This window comes from Mesorhizobium sp. P2_C5_2 (assembly GCF_056404535.1).
Window position 1 is genome coordinate 95,758 of the sequence record NZ_JBFUDV010000006.1, and the last position, 15,021, is coordinate 110,778.

Genomic DNA, 15,021 nt, shown 5'->3' on the forward strand with positions numbered 1-15,021 from the left:
CCGGAAGAGCGACAGATTTCCCGGCGAATGTCCTAAGGTCTGAAAGGCTTGTCGGGTAGACCAGATCGACCTTTAGCCGATTTACTACTCAATAATGGTAATGGCGACGATGTCCGCGAAGCTGTTATGTTTCGGACTGGCCGGCGATGCTGCCGGTCGTCGGGCGGGAGCGATTTGGACATGCCGAATAGCGGGGACCAACCCTGTTAGGTGTTTTCATTGCGCTTAAACAGGCGGTTGCCCGAATTATTTTGATGTGAAGCAAATCCAGCCGACGCTGGAGGGGTGGAGTTGTGCTGCTGATCGCAAGGATTCGGAGATGGCAAGTCCAACTGATAATCCGATCATAACCCGAGAGTTGCTACCACTGGACGTCAGGGAAATTCTTGATTTCTTCCTCCGCCGATGGAAGCTCGTGTGCAGCATTGCAGCGGTCACCTTCGGCATATTTGTGGTTGCCGCCTATGTGCTTCCGCCATCGTATACAGGGGCTGCACAAATCTTACTCGATTCCCCGATCGACTATATGACTCCGCAGGATTATTCCAATTCTGATTTTGCCGACAATTCGACATTCATCGAAAGTCAGATTGCGGTTCTGAGATCCGCATCGCTTCTTCAGAAGGTCGTCGACAGCGAAAAGCTGACGGAGGATCCCAAGATCGGGTTGGGGGCATTAGGATGGCTGCAAGGCGCGCTCGGAGTCTCGCGTGTCGGGATGGCGGATGTTATTGAGATTTCAGTGACCGCTTACGAACCGGGAAAAGCAGCCTCCCTGGCGAACGCAATATCCCAGGCCTATCTCGCTGATCGCGTAAGGTCTCGCTACGAAGGGGCCAGGAAAGCGTCCACATGGCTTAGTGAGCGGGCCGCATCTCTGCGAGCGGAACTGAGCGTTTCGGAACAAGCCGTCCAGAAGTTTCGGATCGATCACAATTTGTTGGCGACGCCAGCAGGCAGTTTGACTGACCAGCAGCTGTCCGAATTGAACATCGCGTTGATTACCGCGCGCGCCGAACTGTCGGAGAAACGGGCACAATTTCAACAAGTTGACAAATTGCAGACTAGCGGAGGCGACATCCAGTCGATACCGGACGTACTGCAATCCGTGGTGATCAGCGCACTTCGTGCTCAGCTCTCTGGAGTGACACGACGGGAAGCCGACCTCAAATTGAAATATGGCGATCGGCATCCGGATGTCATGACGGCTCAGGCAGAGCGCCGCGACATCGAGGGACAGATCGCCGCCGAAGTACAGCGTCTCATTGGCAATCTGAAGAATGAAGTCGATGCCGCAGAGGCCCGGGAAGCTTCTCTGGCTCGAGCCTTGGATTCAGTATCCAACCGGTCCGAAATCGAAGGTCAGGTCGGCGTCCAGTTGCGCGATCTCGAGAGGATTGCCGCCGCGAACAAGGAACTCTTTGAGACATTCCTGTCACGCGCCAAGCTCACCGAGGAGAAGTCCACCCTCCTCAACAGCGGCGTGCGTGTGATCACCGACGCGGGTGTTCCGGATTCGCCGAGCTTCCCGAACAGGCCTCTTTTTGCGGCCCTGGGACTTGTCCTCGGCCTCTTCGTCGGGGGCGCCGGCGCCGTTCTTCGTGAACTTTTCGCTTCCGGCTTCATGGCAAAGAAGCAGATAGAGGACGAGTTGGCAGTTCCGGTTCTTGCGTCCATGCCAAGGATGTCGGGCTGGTCGAGAGACGGCCAGTCGCAAGCCCAGCCTGTGGCCTATCTCGAACGCAGGCCACTATCCAGGTATAGCGAAGCCGTGCGGCGGCTTCGTCTGGGCATCGAGGCGACACCGGAACTGATCCGATCCCCCCGCCTCATGCTGGTGACATCGGCGATGCCCGGCGAAGGAAAGACAACCCTGGTATTGAGCCTGGCTTGCTCCGCCGCCGCCGACGGCGAACGGGTTCTGGTCGTCGATGCGGACTTGCGGCTTTCTGCTGCCACGGCCTTCTTCGGCATGGCGGATAAGGTCGGGTTGGTCGACGTTCTGACTTTGCCGATGAGGGCTGCAAACGCAATTCATCGGGACGAACGCTCGGGGATTTCCCTCCTCCCTGCCGGCACAAGGACCCGGAACCCGCCTGCCCTTCTTGCTTCCGCGCGAATGCGCTCGGTCCTCAACGAGCTTCGCGGGAGATTCGACACGGTGATCATTGACGCACCACCTGTTGGACCTGCGGCCGATGCCTCGATCCTGGCGAGGTATGTCGACAAAGTCCTCTTTGTCGTGAAGTGGCGTGAAACCTCGCGCGAGGCCGTTGCCGAAGGAATTCGCCATCTTGGCGGCCGTTCCAAGATTGCCGGCATCGCCTTGACGATGGTGGAGGAACCAAAGATGCCGAAATATGGCCGCTACACGTCCTTGGAAAGTAGCGTTTCTGACAGTTACTATCTCAACTAGAGAAAATATTTCGCCATGCAGCGCGCTGACTTATCTCATATTCACTCTCTTGAGCCGGCAGGAAAAATTCACGACGGGGACGCCGCGCGTTGGTGCGTGGTCCAGACGCACCAACATTCGGAGAGCTTGGCGGAGCGGCACCTGTTGTCGCAAAACTTCCAAACCTATCTGCCCAAGCGAAGACGAACCGTTCGCCACGCTCGCATTGTCAGAACCGTCTCCAGTGCGTATTTCGACTGCTATCTGTTCGTCTCGCTGGCTGTTCATCAGCAGAGTTGGTACCCGATCAACTCGACCGTCGGCGTCCGAAAACTCGTGATGAGCAAAGGAATGCCGATACCGGCGCCATATGGTGTGATTGAGTCTTTGATCTCAGCAACCGATGACGACGGTATTTTGCACCCGGACATTCTATTGAGGCCGGGTCAAAGAGTTAGGATAATAGACGGACCGTTTTCGGATCAGCTTGGCATTCTTGATCATGTCGGAAGTGCTGGAGCAGTCAGAATTCTCCTCGATATTATGAACCGGTCGATTCCAATTACGATCGACCGGGATAAACTTTCTGCAATTGCTTGAATTCTAGGCGTTAGCTTTCACCTAACGATTTTTGCGCGGACGATGTTGAGACCATCGGGCAAGGAGGGACGAATTGGCACCCAATTCACCCTCGATGCGGCAGCTTGCAAAAGCCGACATCCCAGCCTTCAGGCCGGCATTGAGAACATTGGATGCTACGTCCCACCAGTCAGCCGCCAATGGATGGATGTGGCGCCAATTCGACGACTTGCCGGCGATGAGCGATTGACTCTCGACGCGATCAACTGGGGAAACCCCTTGCAACTTTCACGGAAATCCAAACCCGGAAGCCACCGTCCCGCGGACCCGGGAGCGCCTCGGGACGGTCTGCAGCCGCAACAGTATCGTCGCTGGGCTCCAGAGGCCAAGGCAAGCATGCTGACCGAAGCGTTGACGCCGGGGGCGAGTGTTCCAGCGCCAGCCAGGGTGGTTGGCGCAAGCCCGTCGGGCAGCAAAGCAGATGCAGGTCTTACACAAACCGACGGAAGCGCCCCCTTCCTGCCCCTCAAGACGGTGCCGCCCCTGCCGATCGCCACAGAATTGTTTCGAGCATTCAATGAGGGCGGTCTGAAGTACGGAATAATTCAGGATCTCGCATCCCTGCAGTATGGACTTGCGGGCCGGGACGATCTGGATGTCCTTCTGGACAAACACGACTACCCAGCCTTCTGCTCGATCGTGAGCAAGCTGCACGGCTGTCGCAGCGTGAGCCTGTCCTGCTACGACAATGTCTGCGCCGGCCGAGAGGACTGGTTCCTGCCCGACTTTTCGCATGGCCGCTATCTCCATCTCGACATGCATATCGGCGTCCGGGTCGGCCGGGAGTTTCGCAAGCGCTATCCCGTATTCGACTATGCGGCGATTACGCGATGGGAGACGATTTGTGTCGACGGCGTAGCGGTCCCGGTCGTCTCTCCCGAAGATGAGATTCGAATAGCAATTGCACGCTTCGCCTTTAGGGCCTGGGGGCCGCCGTGGAGGCAATGGATCACCGTTGGGGATGCTTGGAAGGACCAATTTGCACGTCTGCCATTTCCGTCAGGCGAGCAAGGCTTGCATGTCGTGGAATACACGCTTGGCGGCGGGAGAATCGCGAGCTGCAGGTTTCTGCAAAGCGCCGGCGGCCTCGTCGCCCACCGCGGAGATCTTGCCGGACTGCGGCGTTCAATCCGGGAAACGTGCGGCTTCACGGGGCGATACGGAGTAGCCGACGCCGGCGTTCATCTGGCCCGCAAGACCTCGTATCTCGCATTGAGATCCCTTCAGCGATTGATGCCCGGCAGATTTCCACCAAAGAGACGGCCTGCGGCTGGTGGCTTTGTAGTGGCGCTCATAGGGCCTGATGGCATGGGAAAGAGCACCCAGGTTGATCGGCTGACACAGATATTTCGATGGAAATTCGGGTGTGCGCAAGCATATGTCGGAACCGGAGACGGCAATGGGTGGTGGCTTCGCAAGGCGTTGCAGACCCTGGTTTTTCCCCATAGACGCCGCCTTAAGTCCTTGGCCCAGCAAGGTGGCAACAATTCCGCTAGCCGAAATTGGTCGAAGGGAGGAGTTGCTGCCGCCGCATTGGCATTGTGGGCAGTTTTGATCGCGTTTGAGCGATACGCTGTCGTGAAACGTGCACATCGATGGGCGACGCGCGGCCTGATCGTCATTTGCGACAGGTGGCCGCAAGCGCTCGGCAGGGGGTATCTGGACGGGCCAACCATCCCACAGCACCTGTTCTCCGTCCCTGGCTTGTCAGCTCTCGCCCGGCTCGAGCAGAGGCTCTATCAGAAGATGGCGGAATGCCGGCCACACCTCACTTTGCACCTCGTTTCCGATTTTGCCGTCTCCGAGCAGCGAAAGCCGGGAGAAATCAGGAAAGAAGCCTTCGATGCGCGGCTGTCGCTGATGGCGGAGCTGCGAGCCAAGGACAAGACCATCCAAACCATTGACGCAAGCGCTGGCATTGAGGCGGTCGGCCGCGAACTGTTCAGGCATATCTGGCTGTCTTTGTGAGAGGCAGGGCGGGCGGCTCATCGGCCAGTCCCCAACAGCCCCTGACGCACGGCGTTCCGCCATCGCGAATCGACAGGTGTTCCCTGCCAGGCGGGGGAAAGACCGCCGAACGCTCGCGCTCGATGGCGGCGCGTTGCTAGAGCCTGTTTCATCCCGGGATCAGCACGGGGCTCCGACTCGAACGAGCCAATATGGCTCTGTTTAGGACGAGCACCTGTCCCACCCGGCCCGCAGCTCCACGCGATGACGGAGGTTGCCATGTTCGACACCATACGCAGGACCGGCAGTTGCCTGTGCGGCGGCGTGCAGTTCTCGGTCCGTGGTCCGCCGCTCCGCATTGGTCTTTGCCATTGCAAGGATTGCCGCAAGGCCAGCGGCTCGGCCTATTCGGCCTTTGCCATCTGGCCGCGCGAGGCCTTCGAGAAGACTGGCCTCGTCAACTCCTATGGCCAGCGCAGCTTTTGCCCGACCTGCGGCGGCCGCGTCGCCCGGGTCGACGACAATGAGGCCGAGGTGATGATCGGCAGCCTCGACGTCGCGCCGACCGATCTCGTACCCGAATATGAATTGTGGACCGCAAGACGCGAAACCTGGCTGCATGCCTTGCCCGGCACCGAACAGTTCGAGCGCGACCGGCCAACGGCGAACAGCGCAGAAGTGCCGGCGCCGAGGTCGCTGTCGGAGGTCCATGCGGCCGCCTGAAATCTGATTTTGCGCTCGCCCTTTCACCCGGATGCGCCCCGGATTTCATGTCCCTGAGGTATAAGCAAATGAAGATCGTTCATGTGCTCACCAGACTGCTTCGGGCAGGTTCCGAAGAGAACACATTGGCCTGCTGTCTAGCTCAGGCGCGGCACGGCCACGACGTGCTTTTGGTTCACGGCGAGGAGTATGACCCGAGGTTGCGGGCATCCGTTGCCGGAGCCATCAGAGTGGTGACTCTGGAAAAACTCATCAATTCGATTTCACCATCCCGCGACATTTCTGCATTCGGGCAACTCACTCGCCTTATGCGCGATTGGCGGCCTGACATCGTGCACACACATCAAAGCAAGGCCGGTATCGTCGGCCGGCTTGCTGCCAGGGAAGCCAATATCCCTTGCATCATCCATGGCGTGCACATTTTGCCTTTCGTGCATGTGGGCCGCGCGCGGAGGCTGATATTCCTGGGTGCCGAACGCCTGGCCGCGAAGTTCACGCGCGCTTACATCGATGTCAGCCAGGCTATGCGCGACATTTGCATCGCCAATCATCTGGGCAGCGCCGATCAGCACCATGTCGTTCACTCCGGCTTCGATCTGGCGCGCTTCGCGAACGCGCAATGGCCGCAAGACCCCCATCTGCTTCTGGGGACGGCTGTCGGAGAGCCAAAGCCACCAGTGGTCCTGATGCTGGCTGCACTGGAGCCGAGAAAACGCCATGTAGAGTTCATTGAATCGTTCGGGCAAGTCGTCGACCGAATTCCGAACGTGCGACTGATCCTGGCCGGTGAGGGACCGGCGCGGGCCACCATTGAATCCGCGATTGAACGATCCCCGTTCGCAAACAACATTCGCATGATCGGATACCATAGCGAGCCTGAGCGGCTGATCAGTCTAGCAGACGTGTGTGTGCTGACGTCGATGCGAGAAGGACTGCCTCGCGTCATGATGCAGTATCTGGCGGGCGGTCGAGCCAGTGTGGTCTCGCATCTGCCAGGAGTGGAAGAGGTTGTGAAGCATGGCGTGAATGGAATTGTGACGCCCGGGGAAGACGTTGGCGCCGCAGCGGCTGCGATCGCCGACCTTCTCCAAAATGAGCACTGCCGCGCTCGACTGGCTGATGGCGCGAAACTCACCGACCTTTCATCCTGGGGGCTGGATGCCATGTGCGATAGGGTCGAGTTGATTTATCAATCCGTTCTTGAATCAGCCCTTTCATCCGCAAGGCCAACCGAGACGCGAATTCGCGATGGCCTCGCCAAGCAACCCTTAGGACTGCCCGGATTTTGATCCCTTTTGCTCCTTCGAAGGAGCACAGATTTCCAAGGCTTACTGCTCGAACCTAACGAACACCTGCTGTCACGCTCCGGTCGACGAATGTCGATTGGTCCTGACGGCGGGCAAGACAACCGGAGTACGGCGATGCGTTTGCGTGCTGACCAGCAATTTCCTTCCAAGCCTTTGCGAATGAAGGATTGGGGCCGACGGCTTTTTCCCGGATTTGAACCTGTAGCCGGCCGCATGCTGGCAATGATTTGTGGTCTCGCCATTGCCTTTGTTCTGCTCACCGCAGATGCATCCCGTGCGGATGGATATACATTCGACACCGGTGACGTCCTGCGTGTATCCGTGATTGGCGAGGAATCCTATCCGCTGGACGTCGTGGTCGATGATCGGGGCTCGATATCACTTCCCATGTTGGGTGATATTCAGGCGCGCGGCATCACCGCCGTTGCCCTTTCGCAGGCCATTCAGCGTGCATTTCAGCAGCAGAAGCTCATCCTCGAGCCGTTCGTGAGAGTGGAGATCGGTCAGTACCGGCCATTCTTTATTTCCGGAACGGTGGCTCATCCCGGATCGTACCCGTTTCAACCCGGAATTACGGTTCGGCATGCGCTCACCATAGCCGGCGGCTTTCGGGCCACCGTCGTGGGAAACACGGAGCCGGCCCTGCAAATAGCTGATCTGCGCAGCGCACGCGCAGGTCTGGCGATCGAAGAATATCGTCTGAAGGTTCGGCTCGCCCGACTTCAGGCGGAAAGCCGGGCGGACAAATCCTTCGTTGCGCCGGCGGATCCGCCGGTCGAGTTTGGCGGACACTTGATTGCCGACATCATTGCGTCCGAACAAGCGCAACTGGACGCTCGCCTTACCGCATATCGGGATGACGTTTCCTTCTTCGAAGTCTCGCTGGATCGGGCCAGGAAGGAAGCAGATATGGTCGCTGCCACGCGAAAAGAGAGGGAAAAGACCGCCAACCTTCAACTCGAGGAACTGCAGTCTGCCCGGTCGCTGCGGGAAAAAGGTCTGGTAACCAACTCGAATGTCATGACGGCGGAAAGAGCCCATACGAGCTATCGCGCCGAACTTGCGCAGACCGAACTGCAGCAGGAGCAGGCGCGGCAGGCGATGCTGAACTCGGAGAGTGAGCTGAGAAAAAAGAAGCAGAGTTATGAAATGGACTTGATCTCGCAAACGCAGGATACGCAGGTCGAGCTGGGAAAAATTCAAAGTCAGATAAGGTATGTTGCTGATAAGCTTCTCTTTATCTTCACATATGGCGAACAGAGGACCTTCGACGACCTGCAAGGCTCGGTGAAGATTTCGATTTTCAGGCGCGACCAGAAAGTCGCCCACGACATCGTCGCCGATGAAAATACGGAAGTCAGAGCTGGCGACGTCATCGAGGTTTCGATCGTGGCCAACAAGGGGTTCTACGCACCGGACACGTCCGGAACAATGGCGGCACCTAATGCTGAAGGCCCGGCACTTCAGCCAAGCATTGTCGGCCAATAGCACCAACGGGGTGTCCGCTCCATCGAACACGGGCTTGCTGCAGGCCTGCCGTCGTCGCTCCGCAACATTCTTGCTTCGCGCCTTGATCGACCGACCTGGCCCGGCCCCGCCTTATCCGGGGTAAGAATCTCATCGCCAGAACTTTGACATGATCTTTGGGACAGCACTGGCAGTCGTGGGGAACTGCCTCCGGCGGCCGAATTCCCATGTCTAAACGGAGCAGAGCGGAGACCTCCTCCGTGCAGCGGCGCGCGCCAAGACGTTACATCGCGCCCGGCGCCGCCTTCCCATCGTCCGATCGCGCATCGCGGGTGCAATCCGCAGCCTGTCGTGCGGGTCGGCGCAATCCTGGCTCACCCTTTAGCGACGGAGACTTGTGATGACAGAAAAAGAGCTGAAACCTCCGATTTTTCTGATCGGCAACTATCGGTCGGGGACCACAATTGCACAAAAATTGATCGGGCTGCACCCCGACATCGTTACCTGGTACGAGCCAAAAACCTTGTGGCTATACGCCGATCCGGCGCGGCGTCATGACGAATTCGTCGAAACCGATGCCACCGATAGGGTCGCTCGTTACATTCGCGGCCGGTTCCTCGACTATCAATCGCGGCACGGTGACCGGCAAATCATGGAAAACACGCCTGCCAACGTCTTGCGCGTGCCGTTTGTCCACGGGATTTTTCCGGAGGCCATATTTCTCTATATTACGAGGAACCCATTTTCGTACATAAGCTCTATGGAGCTTAAGTGGCAGCGAGCAAAATCTATCAAGGGACTAATACGCCTCCTGAAAATCACTCCTGTCACACAAATCCACTATTACGCAAAAGATGTTATAAAACAGATGGTCACAAAAAGACTGCTTGGGAGGAAATACACATCGATCTATGGGCCACGTTACAATGGAATAGATCGGGATTTGAAGGAGCATGAAAAGTTGACGGTGATCGCGCGCCAGTGGGCGCGTGGCAATCGGAGGGCTCGAGAAGATCTCGCCAGGTTGGGCAACGGCCGCGTGCTGTCCTTTCGCTATGAGGATTTGATACAGGATCCCGAGTTGGTCTTGCGCCGCATCTATGAACATTGCGGGCTGAATTGCACCGACGATATCGCTCGCAAGGCCAAGGAGATGATCGACCCGGGCCGCCAGCAGAAGTGGCTCCGCCTCGAAAAGAAGGACCTGACGGCGATCATACCAGAGGTCCGGGATGAGATGGAATTCTATCGCTACGAAATTCCGTCGCTTCTTCAATAGGTGAGGCGCGTAAGGCGCGGGCGGTCGGGCCGGCGGCCGAGCCCCATCGTGACCAATGCGATCGTGACGTTGCGGGCGCGTCGCCGAGTATCAGCCGTCGCTCGGCGAATCCAGAGTCGCCGCAATGGTCCCTGTTTGGGCCGGCCGAGGAGTGGAGACAGACGTGAGCAATGACAGGCGCGGGTTGGCAAAACAAAGTGTCGTGGGCATGTTCTGGACGTCCTTGTCCATGGGTGCCCTCGCGGTCGCGGAGCTTGTCGCTCTTCTCATCCTGGCCCGGCTGTTATCGCCCAATGAGTTCGGTCTTTACTCCGCAGCGCTGATCGTCATCAAGTTTTCGGCGATCTTCCAGGGACTTGGCATTACCCCCGCGATCGTCCAACGACCTGTGCTGGAAGAGCGGCATATTCGGGTCGGGTTCACCTTGTCGTGCCTCCTCGGCCTGGTCGTGTCCGCGTTGGTCTGGGCGATGGCACCGGCAATTGCCGGTCTCCTTCGGCTCGCCGATCTGGCTCCCGTCGTTCGTGCCATCTGCTTTGTGTTTCTTTTCCAAGGGGCTTCCATGGTGGCATTGGCCGCGGCTCAACGCGCGCTGCGATTCCGCTGGCTGGCGCTCGTCGATGCCTGCGCCTTCGCCACAGGCTACGTTGTTGCCGGTCCGCTCCTGGCTTGGCTCGGCTTCGGCATCTGGGCCCTTGTCGGCGCGCTCCTGATCCAGCAATTCATCCGCATGGTCGTGCTGCTCGCTGGCCAGCCGCATCCGATGCGGCCTTTGCTGGAGCGGCGCGCCATCACCGAACTGCTCTATTTCGGAAGCGGTTTCACCATTGCCCGGGTATGCAATTACCTGGCCACCCAAGCGGATAGGCTTGTCGTGGGCCGCTGGCTCGGCGCCGATGCACTTGGACTGTACGGCCTGTCGTCACAACTGATGACGACGCCAGCGGTCATCGTCGGTCAGGTTCTCGATCGGGTGCTGTTCCCGACGATGGCGCTGGTCCAGGAGCAGCCCGCGCGGCTTGCTCGTGCCTATCGCAGCGCAGTCGCGGGTTGCGCTCTGCTTGTCCTGCCGGCCAGTGTGGTCGTGGCGATCGTCGCGCCGGAGTTGGTTGCGGTCATTCTCGGACGGGGATGGGTAGGGGTAGTCGACCCGCTCCGGATTCTAGCGTTCAGCATGCTGTTCCGCACGAGCTACAAGCTTAGCGATTCCGTCTCGCGCGCCACAGGAACGGTCTACGCTCGCGCCTGGCGCCAGGCGGTTTTCACCATCGGCGTCTTCGCCGGCTCCCTCATAGGGCAATTCTGGGGCATAAAGGGCGTGGCGTTCGGCGTCGGCGCGGCCTTCGGGATCAACTTCTTGCTCATGGCACAATTGAGCCTCCGCGTGACCGGGATGACGTGGGGGGACTTCCTTGTGGCACACCTGCCCGGGCTGGCGCTCGCGGGCGCTGTTGGAACCGGCGTCTGGGCACTGGTGGAATGGCTGCGCGAGTTCCATCTATCTCCTCTTCCCCTGCTCATCGATACGGCATTGCTGGCATCTGCCGGGGGCTTGTTGCTGTGCTGGATCCTGCCCTCGCTGTTTCTCGGGCGGGACGGGCAATCACTGCTGCGCTTGCTCGCTGCGGTGGCGCCCGCCTGGCCCAGAATGAAGAAGGCAACTGACTAGTCAACGACAGAACATTTGGGCCGCGGCTTTCGTGCGCTGCGTTACCGTCGCCATGCTCGATCTGGGTATCGGAACTGACGCCCTGTCGGGCACGTGGCGATTCCGGATTTAATCGAGAGAAATGCGAAAAGGAATCCAACATGGCTAAACTGCCTGAGCATCCCTGGGGTGACGCGAAACTCTTGATGACGGAGTTCGGCATCGACGCCTTCGACTGGCTGAACATAGACAATTGGACCCAGCCTACCGGATCAGCGAGCGGCAGCGAGACTCCGCGCGTACTCTCCGAGCTTGGCGATGGGCTCGCTGCCGAAACCGGCAAGGGCAATCACACCACCAGCTTTGATCCTGCCGCAAACCAGCTCGATCTCGTCTCCGAGCATCAGAACACGCCGGCATGGGAGAGCGAGGGCGGATTGAAACCGACTGGCCTCACCGAGGCGGCAGCCAGACTTGGCATTCATCTGGACAGCACGCTTCTCGACAGGCTTGCGGCGAAGGCCTCTGGGTTGTGGCACAATGTGGAAAAGGGTCACGCCGACAGCTTGCTGACCTCCACCACCACTATCCCTGAGGCAGTTGCTGGCATCGGCACGGTCTCGACGCGCACCGCGGTCACCACCAGCAGCCTCCTCGCGGCCAGCTCTAGTGCGATCGACCCGATCTTCGAGACAAGGGTGGCGAGCGCCGGCGACGATGTCGAGCAGAAGGGCTCGGGCGCGATCTCAACCAACACCAACGATCTGGAACTGGGCTATGACAGCAGCACCCGCCAGACGGTAGGCATCCGCTTCACCGGAATCGACATACCGCAAGGCGCCACCATCACCAGCGCCTACATCCAGTTCCAGGCCAATGAGGTAAAGACCGGCGCGACCTCGCTGCTGATCAAGGGCGAAGATGCCGACGACGCGAGCGCCTTCACCAGCGTCAGCTTCAACGTGTCCTCACGCGCGACGACGGACGCGTCCGCCGCCTGGACGCCGGACCCGTGGACCACGGTCGGCGCCCACGGCTTGGCCGAGCGCTCGCCGGACCTGTCGACGATCGTGCAGGAGATCGTCAACCGCTCGGGCTGGGCGGCGCTCAACGACATGGCATTTATAGTTACCGGCACCGGCACGCGCACGGCCGATTCCTACGAATATTCGCCGACCGGCGCTCCGCTGCTGCACATCGAATATCTGCTGCCTGCATCCGGCGCTCCGGTGGCCTTCAACACCCCGGCCGACGCCGACGCCGCCGCCAACCAGATCGCCGAGCTTGCCGCGGCAGGTGTACCCACCGGGATCACCGCCTCCGCCACGGATCCCGATGCCGGCTCGACCGTCACCTATAGTCTCAACGATTCACGCTTCGCCATCGACGCCAGCAGCGGCGTCATCACGCGCTCAGCCACCGGCACGCTCGACTTCGAGACCCAGCCGTCGATCAATCTGACAGTGACCGCAACCTCCTCCGACGGAGGCACCGCCAACAAGGTCTTCACCCTCGCCGTCCTCGACAGCCCTGAGCCGGTCGCCTTCAATTCCTCGCCGGACGCCAACCCCGCCGCCAACCAGATTGGCCAGAACGCCGCCGCCGGCACGGCGATCGGGGTCACCGCTGCCGCGACGGATCCTGACGCCGGCTCGACCGTCACCTACAGCATCGACGACTCTCGCTTCGCCATCAATGCCAGCACCGGTGTCATCACGCGCTCGAGTACCGGCACGCTCAACGCGACGTCGGAGCCGTCGATCGCCCTCACCGTCACGGCCACCTCGTCCGATGGCAGCATCGATACCCATGCCTTCAACGTCGATGTCACGGCCAACCAGCTGCCGGTGGCCTTCAACGCACCTCCCGACGCCAACCCCGCAGCCAACCAGATCGCCGAACTTGCCGCGGCAGGTGCACCCACCGGGATCACCGCCTCGGCCACGGATCCCGATGCCGGCTCGACGGTCACTTACAGCATCAATGACTCGCGCTTCACCATCGACGCCAGCAGCGGCGTCATCACGCGCTCAACCACCGGCACGCTCGACTTTGAGACCCAGCCGTCGATCAGTCTGACAGTGACGGCAACCTCATCCGACGGAAGCACCGCCAACCGGGCCTTCAGCCTCGCCGTCCTCAACAGCCCTGAGCCGGTCGCCTTCAACTCCTCGCCGGATGCCAATCCCGCCGCCAACCAGATCGCCGAGCTTGCCGCGGCAGGTGCACCCACCGGAATCACCGCCTCGGCCACGGATCCCGATGCCGGCTCGACCGTTACCTACAGCATCAATGACTCTCGCTTCGCGATCAATTCCAGCAGCGGCGTCATCACGCGCTCAGCCACCGGCGCGCTCGACTTTGAGACCCAGTCGTCGATCAATCTGACAGTGACGGCAACCTCGTCCGATGGAAGCACCGCCAACCGCGTCTTCAGCCTCGCCGTCCTCAACAGCCCCGAGCCGGTCGCCTTCAACATTTCGGCGGATGCCAACCCCGCCGGCAACCAGATTGCCCAGGACGCCGCCGCCGGCACGGCGATCGGGATTACCGCCGCGGCCACGGATCCCGATGCCGGCTCGACGGTCACCTATAGCATCGGCGACTCGCGCTTCGCCATCAATGCCAGCACGGGTGTCATAACGCGTTCGGGTACCGGCACCCTCAACGCGACGTCCGAGCCGTCAGTCGCCCTCACCGTCACGGCCACCTCGTCCGATGGCAGCATCGATACCCATGCCTTCAACGTCAACATCATGGCCCACCAGCTGCCGACGTCGGTGACCCTGGCACATACTATCGCGACTTCGCTGTGGTCGCCGCCGAGCCCCGACCCCACTGATATCGTCTATATCTCCCACTTGGGCACGCTGCTTGTTGCCGACAGCGAAGTGGAGGAGATGTCCATTTTTACCGGTAAGAATGTCTACCAAACGACTCTGAGCGGCAATCTGGTGGGAACACTCACAACCGTCAATTTCTCCGACGAGCCCGCCGGGATCGCTTATAATCCTGCTAACCACCATCTCTTCTTCGCGGACGATACCGGCACGAAGAGCGTGTACGAACTGAACCCCGGCAATGACGGACTTTACAATACGTCCGACGACATCGTGACCTCGTTCAGGACGTCGGCATTCGGCAGCACGGATCCGGAAAGCGTTGCCTATGATACCAAACGTGGCGTCCTGTATGTCGCGGATGGCACAACGCACAACATCTACACCGTCGCACCGGGTCCGAACGGCAAATTCGACGGCGTCGCGAGTACGGGCGGCGATGACATCGTGACGAGTTTTTCTGCTTCCGCGCTGGGAACCCCAGGTGACGCAAGCATCGCGTATGACCCGGGCAACGATCTCCTCTACTACATTCAGTCGCCCAAGTCAGTGGCAATGGTTACAACGACAGGGGATCTGTTGGGTACGCTCGATATCTCCTCGGCCCACGCGAAAAAACCGGCCGGATTGGCGCTGGCGCCGAGCAGCGACGATCCGACCCACCATATGAGCCTCTATATCGTCGATCGGGGCGTGGACAATGACACGAACCCAACCGAGAACGACGGCAAGATCTATGAATTCCATTTTAATGATTGGCTCGTCTGAACCGGTAC

9 protein-coding genes are annotated in these 15,021 nt (G+C 59.8%); all 9 read left to right on the plus strand.

Going from position 1 to position 15,021, the window contains the following annotated elements; translation table 11 throughout:
• Window positions 1–319: 319 nt before the first annotated feature.
• The 9 genes from AC1D1B_RS24175 to AC1D1B_RS24215 all read left to right on the plus strand — a co-directional run bounded on the left by AC1D1B_RS24175 (window position 320) and on the right by AC1D1B_RS24215 (window position 15,013).
• Window positions 320–2,416, plus strand: coding sequence for a GumC family protein (locus AC1D1B_RS24175; protein ID WP_477335055.1), 2,097 nt, complete (start codon window positions 320–322; stop codon window positions 2,414–2,416).
• Window positions 2,417–2,431: 15 nt separating this feature from the next.
• Window positions 2,432–2,995 (plus strand): transcription termination/antitermination protein NusG, encoded by a 564-nt coding sequence (nusG, locus tag AC1D1B_RS24180; protein ID WP_477335057.1) that lies wholly within the window; start codon window positions 2,432–2,434, stop codon window positions 2,993–2,995.
• A 375-nt stretch (window positions 2,996–3,370) separates the two neighbouring features.
• Complete coding sequence (locus AC1D1B_RS24185) at window positions 3,371–5,002, plus strand: hypothetical protein (RefSeq protein ID WP_477335059.1); 1,632 nt, start codon at window positions 3,371–3,373, stop codon at window positions 5,000–5,002.
• A gap of 258 nt (window positions 5,003–5,260) precedes the next feature.
• Entirely contained in the window at window positions 5,261–5,704 is a 444-nt protein-coding gene (locus tag AC1D1B_RS24190; protein ID WP_477335060.1) for a GFA family protein, read from the plus strand.
• 68 nt (window positions 5,705–5,772) lie between these two features.
• Window positions 5,773–6,993 (plus strand): glycosyltransferase, encoded by a 1,221-nt coding sequence (locus AC1D1B_RS24195; RefSeq protein WP_477335062.1) that lies wholly within the window; start codon window positions 5,773–5,775, stop codon window positions 6,991–6,993.
• Window positions 6,994–7,125: 132 nt separating this feature from the next.
• The gene (locus AC1D1B_RS24200; RefSeq protein ID WP_477335064.1) at window positions 7,126–8,499 is read left to right on the plus strand and encodes a polysaccharide biosynthesis/export family protein; all 1,374 of its coding nucleotides are present in this window, start codon (window positions 7,126–7,128) and stop codon (window positions 8,497–8,499) included.
• 379 nt (window positions 8,500–8,878) lie between these two features.
• On the plus strand, window positions 8,879–9,757 hold the full coding sequence (locus AC1D1B_RS24205; protein ID WP_181060084.1) for a sulfotransferase family protein: 879 nt from the start codon (window positions 8,879–8,881) through the stop codon (window positions 9,755–9,757).
• 163 nt (window positions 9,758–9,920) lie between these two features.
• Window positions 9,921–11,426, plus strand: coding sequence for a lipopolysaccharide biosynthesis protein (locus AC1D1B_RS24210; protein WP_477335066.1), 1,506 nt, complete (start codon window positions 9,921–9,923; stop codon window positions 11,424–11,426).
• A 140-nt stretch (window positions 11,427–11,566) separates the two neighbouring features.
• Complete coding sequence (locus AC1D1B_RS24215) at window positions 11,567–15,013, plus strand: beta strand repeat-containing protein (RefSeq protein WP_477335068.1); 3,447 nt, start codon at window positions 11,567–11,569, stop codon at window positions 15,011–15,013.
• The last annotated feature ends 8 nt before the right edge of the window (window positions 15,014–15,021 follow it).